Below are 8,928 nucleotides of genomic sequence, written 5' to 3' on the forward strand. Positions count from 1 at the left end.
GTAAATTTTATTTCTTTACTGTTCCTTAGGACCCCGGGCCATTCAACGTAAAGTCTTCGCGCACGTTGACTGAAGTCAACGGGGCGTTGCCCTTCTTTACACTTTCCCCAATAAGATTGCAGAGTGCCGGAGGGGTACCCCTACCGGCATTCTCTCTCACGGCGTCCGGACCGAAACCAAGCCTAGACACGGGACGGCCGACCGAAAACCCCAACAGGTACCCCAAATGGAAAAGAACAGCAAATGGTATCTCGCCGGCATCTGCTTGATCGGCGTCGTCATCGGCATCGTCTTCGTCGGCGTGCTCACGAGCGTCGTGCATTGGGCCGGCACCCCCAAGTTCTGCGGTGAGTTCTGCCACTCGATGGACCTCACGTATCAGGCCTACCAGAAGGGCCAGCACTTCCGCACCGCCTCCGGCGTCTCCGCGGGCTGCTCCGACTGCCACCTGAAGAACCATTCGAACGAACACATCGGCCCGGTCGACTACACGATGATGCTCCTCGACAAGGCCCGCGCCGGTTCGATCTCGCTCATCGGCCAGATCCAGGGTTCGCTCTCCACGCACGAAAAGCAGATCGAAAAGCGTGCCGAAATGGCTGAAGCCGTCCACAAGCAGATGATCGAGCGCAACTTCTCGGCCTGCCGCGGCTGCCACGACGTCCAGAACATGTACAACCCGAAGAAGCCGATGGTCGCCGCCATCCACAAGGGCATGGGTCCGGACAAGAAGATCGACTGCATCGCCTGCCACAAGACCGCCGGCCACGACTACTCCGGTGAAGTCGCCAAGGTCGACGAAAAGCCCGCCAACTGATCCGGCTGAGGCAAGTTGATCCGAAAAGCGCGGTGCGCCCGTTGGGTGCGCCGCGTTTTTTCATGCGCGGCGCCTTTCGCCTACAATTTCCGGATCCATTGCGCGGATCCACATCCGCCGCGCCGAACCTTCGTTGAGAACGAACCGGATTCCCATGGCTCAGAGCATTCACCGCCGCGACTACCGCGCGCCCACTCATCTGATCGACACCGTCAAGCTCGAATTCGACCTTGACCCCGAAAGCACCGCCGTCATCAACACGATGGCCGTGCGCCCCAACCCCGAGTCCGCCGTGGCCGACGGGATCCTCACGCTTCAGGGCGAAGATCTGACGCTCGTTTCCGTGTCGGTGAACGGCCGTGCGCTCTCCGAGAGCGAATACGACCTCACGAAGACGCAGCTCCGGATCCCGGGCATCACCTCGGCCTCCGAAGTGACGATCGTCAACCGCTTCAACCCGACCGCCAACACCGCGCTCTCCGGGATCTACGCCTCGGGCGCGAACCTGATGAGCCAGTGCGAGTCGCAGGGGTTCCGCCGCATCACCTACTACCTCGACCGCCCGGACGTGCTCGCGCGGTTCACGGTCGTGATCCGCGCGCCGAAGGCCCTCTACCCGGTGCTGCTCTCGAACGGCAACCGCAAGGAAGAGCGCGACCTCGACGACGGCCGCCACATGGTGGTGTGGGAGGATCCCTTCCCGAAGCCCTCCTACCTCTTCGCGCTCGTGGCCGGGCGGCTTGCGTGCCGGCGCGAAACGATGCGGGTCTCGGACGGGCGCAGCGTCACGCTCGAGGTCTGGGTCGAACCCCAGGACCTGGAGAAGACCGCCCACACGATGGAGAGCCTCAAGAAGGCGATCCGTTGGGACGAATCCCGCTGGGGGCTCCCGCTCGACCTTGACGACTTCAAGATCGTCGCGACGAACGACTTCAACTTCGGCGCGATGGAGAACAAGGGGCTCAACATCTTCAACGCGCGCTACGCGCTCGCGAACCCCGCGGTCGCGACCGACGACGACTACTTCAACATCGAGAGCGTGGTCGGGCACGAATACTTCCACAACTGGACCGGGAACCGCGTCACGCTGCGCGACTGGTTCCAGCTCACCCTGAAGGAAGGCCTCACGGTCTTCCGCGATCAGGAGTTCTCGGCCGACATGCTGGGCGAAGCGAGCGCCCGCGCGGTGCAGCGCATCAAGGACGTCATTCGTCTTCGCAGCGCCCAGTTCCCCGAGGACGCGGGCCCGATGGCGCACCCGATCCGCCCCGAGAGCTACGTCGAGATCAACAACTTCTACACGACGACCGTCTACGAAAAGGGCGCGGAGGTGATCCGCATGCTCCAGACGCTGCTCGGGCGCGAAACCTTCCGGAAGGGCTTCGACGACTACATCCGCACGAACGACGGCAAGGCCGTCACGTGCGAGGCGTTCCTCGAAGCGATGGAGCGTGCGTCGGGCAGGAGCCTTGAGCAGTTCCGCCTCTGGTACGCGCAGGCGGGCACGCCCCGCGTGACCGTGCGGAGCCGCTGGGACGAAGCGACCCACACGTTCGCCCTTGAAGTGACGCAGACGACCCCGCCCACCCCGGGCCAGGCCGCGAAGCGCCCCTTCCTCATTCCCTTCCCCGTCGCGCTTCTCGACGCCGACGGGAACAAACTCCCCGTGCGCCTTCTGGGCGAAGACGCGGCGCCCGCCCCGGGCACCCGCATGTTTGAGCTCACCGAAGCCTCGAGCACGTTCGTCTTCACGGGGCTCGCCGCCTGCCCGGTGCCGTCTCTGAACCGCGGCTTCGCCGCGCCCGTGATCGTCGAAGCGAACGAGTCGCTCGAGACGCTCGCCTTCCTCGCGTCCAAAGACCGTGATCCCTTCAACCGTTGGGACGCGATGCAGCGCCTGATGGGCGAAGTGATCCGCCGCCAGATCCACGCGCGCCTGCTGAAGAGCTCGGAAGACGTCGACCGCATCCTCATCGACGCCGTGGGCGCGATGCTCGACGACGAGACCCTCTCGCCCGCCTTCAAGGCGCTGGCGCTGGAGCTTCCGTCGGAGAAGATCCTCGGCGAGCGCGAACCCCTCATCGACCCGCAGGCCGTGCACGTCGCCCGCGAAACCGTGATGACGGCGATCGCGAAGCGTTGGTCGACGAAGTTCCTCGAGACCGCGCAGGCGATGCAGGTCCCGGGCGACTACGACCCGTCGGCGGAGCCCTCGGGGCGCCGCGCGCTCATGAACCTCTGCCTCGCGTACGCCCAGGCGAACAGCGTGCCGCGCGCGCTCATCATGATCTGCGACCAGTACCAGACGGCGAACAACCTCACGAACCGTTTGGCGGCCCTCAAGATGATCGCGAGCTCGCAGAGCCCCCGCAAGAACGAGTTCCTGGTCGACGCCCTGCAGAGCTGGGCCGCCGAGCCCCTCCTCGTCAACAAGTGGCTCAGCATCCAGGCGGGCGCGAAGGCGATGCCGGGCGAAACGCCCATCGTCGAGCGCGTGCGTCAGCTCATGCAGACCGAGTTCTTCTCGCTCAAGAACCCGAACAAGGTCTACGCGCTGCTTCTCACGTTCTTCACGGCGAACCCGAACGAATTCCACTCGTTGGACGGCTCGGGCTACCAACTCTGGGCCGAAGCGGTGATGGAACTGAACCGCATCAACCCGCAGGTGGCCGCCCGCTGCGCGCGCTCGCTTGAAAACTGGCGCCGCTACACGCCCGCGCTCGCTCGTCTGCAGCACGAAGCGATTACGGCCCTTTGGGAGCGCCGCGAGGAGCTCGATTCGAGCGTCGTCGAAGTGCTCGACAAGGCGCTCCACCAGCCGATGTAAAGACAGAATCCACAGACCCCTATAAGGAAACAGACAAGTGTCCCTCTCTCTGCACCAGTATCTCGCCCGCGAAGAGGCCCTCCACGGCCTCGACCCGGTGCTCACCCGTCTTCTGACGAGCGTTTCGGAAGCCTGCAAGGCGATCAGCTTCAAGGTGCGCAACGGCGCGCTCGCGGGCGTTCTGGGTGCCGCCGGCACCTCGAACGTTCAGGGCGAAGACCAGAAGAAGCTCGACGTGATCAGCAACGACATCTTCGTCGAGGCGGTCGCGCGCTCGGGCGCGGTCTGCGGCATGCTGAGCGAAGAAGTCGAAACCGTGATGAGCGTCCCGGAAGACTGCCCCGTGGGCCCGTACCTGATCGCCTTCGATCCGCTCGACGGCTCTTCGAACATCGACATCAACGTCTCGATCGGCTCGATCTTCTCGGTGCTCCCCTGCGTCCGTCCGAAGCGCGACTGCGTTGAGGCCGACTTCCTGCAGCCCGGCCGCAACCAGGTCGCCGCCGGCTACTGCATGTACGGCCCCCAGACCCAGCTCGTCCTCACGCTCGGGCGCGGCGTCGTCATGTTCACGCTCGACCCGACGACGGGCACCTTCATCCTCACGCGCGAAGACGTCCGCGTCGAACGCGCCGCGAAGGAGTTCGCGATCAACTGCTCGAACATGCGTCATTGGGAAGCCCCGGTGAAGCGCTACATCGCCGAACTGCTCGAAGGCAAGACCGGCGTGCGCGGCAAGGACTTCAACATGCGCTGGATCGCCGCCATGGTGGCGGAAGTCCACCGCATCCTTCAGCGCGGCGGCATCTTCATGTACCCGCGCGACCACCGCGACCTCTCGAAGCCCGGGAAGCTGCGCCTCATGTACGAAGCCAACCCGATGTCGATGCTGATCGAAAACGCGGGCGGCGCCGCCACGACGGGCCGTCAGGCGATTCTGGACGTCGTCCCCGAAAAGGTCCACCAGCGCGTCGCGGTCTTCTTGGGCGCCGCCGAAGAAGTGGAGCTCGTGACGGGCTACCACCTCGAAAGCGACGCCGGGATGGAAAGGTAAGCGCTCACCCTTCGCATCTTCGACCGGCTCTCAAGAGCCGGTCGGCCGAAAAGGCCGACAAAAAGGCCCGTGCGCCGGAACCGGCGGACGGGCCTTCTGCCGTTCAGATCGGAAGTTAGAAGAGCTCGCGGAAGGTCTTGCGGGCCTCCTCTTCCTCCTTCGCGTCGGACTGCTGCTCGACCACTTCGGCCTTCGGGGCGGGGAGCGCCTCGATGACGCGCTTTTCGAGCACGCGCAGCTGCTGCTCCAGGGACGCACGCGCTTCGTCGGCGCGCGCCTGCTGCTCGGCGCGGAACTTCGAGAGCGTTTCGTCTTCGAGCTGGTTGCGCTCGGCCATGAGGCGGATCACCTCGTCGGTGCGGGTCGCCAGGAGCGCTTCCATCTTCTCCATCCGCTCCTTGAAGTCGGCGCGGATTTCCGCGATGCGGCTCTTGTCGGCGTCCTCGGCCATCTGGCGGGCCGTGCGGGCCTCCTTGTACGCGGCGCGCAGCTCCATCATCACGCTCGCCTGCTGCCAGACCGTGTAGGCCATGAGGAGCACGACGACGGCGGCGAAGGCCGCGACGACGATGATCCCGAGCGGAGCCTCCATTTCGGTGTAGACCAGGTTGACGGTGGTCACCTGCGAGAGCGTCCCCCAGTTGATGATGAGGAAGACGGCCATCACGATGACGATGAGCAGCATGCCGAGCGTGCGAATCTTCATGAAGAGCTCCGTATGCGCCGACGCGGTCGGTCGGCGCGGTGAATGCGGGTGTGCGCGCTCATTTTACCTGCGGTCAGCCGCCCGCGCCTCACCCCGACGGGGCGTCCGCCCCGCACCGACAGGATTTTCTTGACGGGAAGAGAGTCCTATAATGGCGGCTGTTTTCGTTCGTCCTTCCGGAGCTTCCATGCAGACCGACTACCGTTTTCCGCGTCTTCACATCGTCGACCATCCGCTCGTTCAGCACAAGCTCTCGCTCATGCGCGCGAAGGACACGAGCACCCGCGACTTCCGCGAACTCCTTCAGGAAATCGCGCTCCTGATGGGCTACGAGCTCACGCGCGACTTCCCGATCTCGTACGAACCCGTCGAGACGCCGCTCACCACCTTCAGCGCCCCCGTCATGAAGGGCAAGAAGGCCGTGATCGTTCCGGTGCTGCGCGCCGGTCTCGGCATGACGGACGCGCTCCTCATGCTGATGCCCTCGGCCCGCGTCGGCCACATCGGCCTCTACCGCGACGAGAACAAGCAGCCCGTCGAATACCTCGTGCGTCTTCCCGACGTCGTCGACCGCACCTTCATCGTCGTCGACCCGATGCTCGCGACGGGCAACTCCGCCGCGCACGCCGTCGACGTGCTGAAGAAGCGCGGCGTTGAAGGCGAGAACATCCGCTTCATGGCGCTCGTGGCCGCCCCCGAAGGCGTCGCCCACCTCCAGGAATGCCATCCGGACCTCGAAATCTTCGTCGCGGCCCTTGACGACCACCTCGACGAAAACGCCTACATCGTCCCGGGTCTCGGCGACGCCGGCGACCGCATCTTCGGTACGAAGTAACCGATAAAGGTCTTCCCCGAAAAGGGAAGGTCCTCCGTTCAAGACACCCGCGCCCGCCGGTCGAAAGACCTGCGGGCGTTGCTTTTGGCGTCACGGCATACGCATTCACACGTATGGCTTGTTGCGTCCGGAAACAGGTTTTTCAGACACTGTTTCCAAGGGTTTACCCGTATCGTTTGACTACGAAAGCCCTTTTGACCGCCTTCCGATACCCTCATGGAGGTACTTTTCGGTTTCAAAGACCTCGGTAGAGGTAGCAGAACCCATTTTGGTTTTGATATTCGTCAATCTTAAGCCCGGCCTAAGCGGGCATCATGTCGGCAGCAAGGAAGGAGCACGCTCTGCGTTTTCCCTATTTGATCGGCAGAGAGGCGCTCCTCCTCCCTGACATGTGCGCCGCGGCCCGTTCGCGGCAAGAAACCAAACACATTGGACCAGTCATCATGACGACCCCTGACAACGTCAAGTACGCGAACACGCCGACCGCCACCGAAAACGTGTGGGGCGTTGGCCTCAAGGATGCCAAGCGCCAGAGCAAGTTCACGGCGATTGCCGACGTGACGCAGTCCGTTACCGGCCTCATCCTCGGCATCTTCCTCTTCTGCCACATGGCCTTCACGAGCTCGGTGCAGTTCGGCAAGGACGTGTTCGCCAACCTCATCGCCTTCTCGGGCGGCGCCTTCATCGACGGCCACGAGCATCTCTGGCTCCACGTCGTCTTCGTCGGCTTCATCTTCCTCTGCGTCGTGCTGCACGCCCTCTGCGCGCTGCGCCGCTTCCCGACCTCCTACCGTCAGTGCCGCGACATCCGTGCGCACTACCGCATGGTCAAGCACGAAGACACGACGCTCTGGATGGTCCAGCTCGTCACGGCCTTCCTCCTCTTCCTCCTCGTGTTCCCGCATCTCATCAGCATGCTCACGAACCCGGGCGGCTTTGACCCGAACCTCATCGGCGTGCACACCTATCACAACGGCATGATCTACACGTTCATCTTCCTCGTTGTGACGGAACTCCATGGCATGATCGGTCTCTACCGCCTCGCCGTGAAGTGGGACATCTTCGAGAAGAACCCCGAAACGGACATCATCGACCAGCGCTCCACGGAACGCCACGGCTTCCGCAAGACGATGCTCTTCGTCGCGCTCCTCATGATCATCTGCGGCACGCTCACCGCCTGGAAGAACTACTCGATCGGCGCCGAACAGATCGCCGCCGGCCAGGAAGCGACCCGCTACGAAATCCCGGACGAACTCAACTGGTGGAAGTAATCCCCCTCTGAGTGCCGGCCTTCCCTGAAGGCTGGTCTCCGGAAGGTTCGAAAAAGCCCCGATTCGCGAGAATCGGGGCTTTGCTTTGTCTCTTCGGCGCTCAGGCCTTCACGGGCGCCGTCACGCGCTCAAGCCACGCCCGGGCGCGCGTCGTGAGGTCGGGCGTGAGGCGCGCCCGCACCCACGCGTTGTAGGCGTTCACCGCCTCGGCCGCGTCCCCCATGGATTCGGGCAGCGTGCGCACGTCGATCGGCACGCACGTAAGGTGCTTCCAGCGGAGCATTCCGCACGCCGTCGGGTCTTTTAGGGCGACGAGCATGTTCTCGACACGTACGCCGCGGACGCCCTCCTGATAGATCCCCGGTTCGTCCGAGAGGACGTTCCCCTCAAAGAGAAACTCATGGTTGCGGGGCGAGAGCGCCATGGGGCCCTCGTGGACGTTGAGGACGAACCCCACGCCGTGGCCCGTACCGTGGCCGTAGTCCTCACCCATGCGCTCGTGCAGGGGCCCGCGGGCTTCCACGTCGAGCTCGGAGCCCGGCGTTTCTTCGGGGAAGCGGGCGTTCGCGAGGCAGAACATCGCGCGGGTCACTTCGCCGACGACGCGGCGGTCTTCGTCGGAAATCCTGCCGACGGGCGTCATGCGGGTGACGTCGGTGGTCCCGCACCAATACTGACCGCCCGAGTCGATGAGAAGAAGCCCGTCCTTCAGTTCCGCGTCGCGGCCGGGCTTCGGCTCATAGTGCGGCATCGCGGCGTTCGCGCCAAAGGCGCTGATCGTCCCGAAGGACTCACCCATAAAGCCCGGCTGCGCCGCACGGTGTTCGTGAAGAAGCCGCACGGCGTCGCATTCGCCGAGGCGTTCGCCCGCGGCGAGCCGTTCGTCGAGCTCGGCGTAGAACTCCGTGAGGGCCACGCCGTCCAAGCGCATCGCCTCTTCGATGAGTTCGATTTCGCCCGGGCTCTTGCGGCTCATCGCGCGTTCGAAGAAGGGTTCGGCGGGGACGATCTCCCCGGACCAGAAGCCTTCGAAGCGCTTCATGAGCGCAGCCGAGACCGCCTTGCGGTTCACCACCAGAGGACGGTCCGTCACCCCGGCCCCGCGAAGCGCCGCTTCGAGGTCCGCCGTCAGGACGACACCTTCGTCTTCGAGCATCCTGCGGCAGGCGTCCGACAACGGTGCGTTCGTCTCGAGGTGGAGCGTGTCGCCCGTGAGCGCCGCCACGGCCGGAAAGACCGGGCTCGCGGGGCGGGCGGCGTTTCTCAGGTTCGTCAGCCACGCGCAGACGTCGGGGCTCGCCGTGAGGAGCACGCGTTCGTCCCCTTCGGGGAGCTGCGCGCGCACCGCGGCGATCCGCTCGGCGATCGTGCGGCCCGGCCTCGGGAGCGCGCGGATGTCGGGCGTGACGGGCGCGAAG

At 64.6% G+C, this 8,928-nt stretch carries 7 protein-coding genes; 5 read left to right on the forward strand and 2 right to left on the reverse strand.

All coding sequences use genetic code 11. From position 1 onward, the window contains the following. Positions 1-226 precede the first annotated feature (226 nt). The 3 genes from HMPREF9440_RS03145 (at position 227) to HMPREF9440_RS03155 (ending at position 4,698) form a co-directional block, all read left to right on the forward strand. On the forward strand, positions 227-817 hold the full coding sequence (locus tag HMPREF9440_RS03145; protein ID WP_008541433.1) for a cytochrome c3 family protein: 591 nt from the start codon (positions 227-229) through the stop codon (positions 815-817). 154 nt (positions 818-971) lie between these two features. Beyond that, positions 972-3,644, forward strand: coding sequence for an aminopeptidase N (gene pepN / locus HMPREF9440_RS03150; protein ID WP_008541434.1), 2,673 nt, complete (start codon positions 972-974; stop codon positions 3,642-3,644). A gap of 37 nt (positions 3,645-3,681) precedes the next feature. Further along, positions 3,682-4,698, forward strand: a complete 1,017-nt coding sequence (locus tag HMPREF9440_RS03155; RefSeq protein ID WP_008541435.1) for a class 1 fructose-bisphosphatase — start codon at positions 3,682-3,684, stop codon at positions 4,696-4,698. A 115-nt stretch (positions 4,699-4,813) separates the two neighbouring features. Here HMPREF9440_RS03155 and HMPREF9440_RS03160 read toward each other — a convergent pair whose 3' ends face one another. Next, positions 4,814-5,404, reverse strand: coding sequence for a lipopolysaccharide assembly protein LapA domain-containing protein (locus tag HMPREF9440_RS03160; protein ID WP_008541436.1), 591 nt, complete (start codon positions 5,402-5,404; stop codon positions 4,814-4,816). 187 nt (positions 5,405-5,591) lie between these two features. On the opposite strand from HMPREF9440_RS03160, the gene upp reads away from it, so the two are divergent. Both upp and HMPREF9440_RS03170 read left to right on the forward strand, forming a co-directional pair. Further along, the gene (gene upp / locus HMPREF9440_RS03165; RefSeq protein ID WP_008541438.1) at positions 5,592-6,239 is read left to right on the forward strand and encodes a uracil phosphoribosyltransferase; all 648 of its coding nucleotides are present in this window, start codon (positions 5,592-5,594) and stop codon (positions 6,237-6,239) included. 443 nt (positions 6,240-6,682) lie between these two features. Continuing rightward, the gene (locus tag HMPREF9440_RS03170; protein ID WP_040763380.1) at positions 6,683-7,510 is read left to right on the forward strand and encodes a succinate dehydrogenase/fumarate reductase transmembrane subunit; all 828 of its coding nucleotides are present in this window, start codon (positions 6,683-6,685) and stop codon (positions 7,508-7,510) included. A 100-nt stretch (positions 7,511-7,610) separates the two neighbouring features. Here HMPREF9440_RS03170 and HMPREF9440_RS03175 read toward each other — a convergent pair. Next, on the reverse strand, positions 7,611-8,928 hold a 1,318-nt coding region (locus HMPREF9440_RS03175), incomplete at its 5' end, for a M24 family metallopeptidase (RefSeq protein ID WP_008541440.1).

The organism is Sutterella parvirubra YIT 11816 (genome assembly GCF_000250875.1).
GTDB lineage: Bacteria > Pseudomonadota > Gammaproteobacteria > Burkholderiales > Burkholderiaceae_F > Sutterella > Sutterella parvirubra.

Coding starts and splice junctions, on each gene's coding strand:
- pepN (WP_008541434.1), top strand. CDS start 972: ATGGCTCAGAGCATTCACCGCCGCGACTACCGCGCGCCCACTCATCTG.
- HMPREF9440_RS03170 (WP_040763380.1), top strand. CDS start 6,683: ATGACGACCCCTGACAACGTCAAGTACGCGAACACGCCGACCGCCACC.
- HMPREF9440_RS03145 (WP_008541433.1), top strand. CDS start 227: ATGGAAAAGAACAGCAAATGGTATCTCGCCGGCATCTGCTTGATCGGC.
- HMPREF9440_RS03160 (WP_008541436.1), bottom strand. CDS start 5,404: ATGAAGATTCGCACGCTCGGCATGCTGCTCATCGTCATCGTGATGGCC.
- upp (WP_008541438.1), top strand. CDS start 5,592: ATGCAGACCGACTACCGTTTTCCGCGTCTTCACATCGTCGACCATCCG.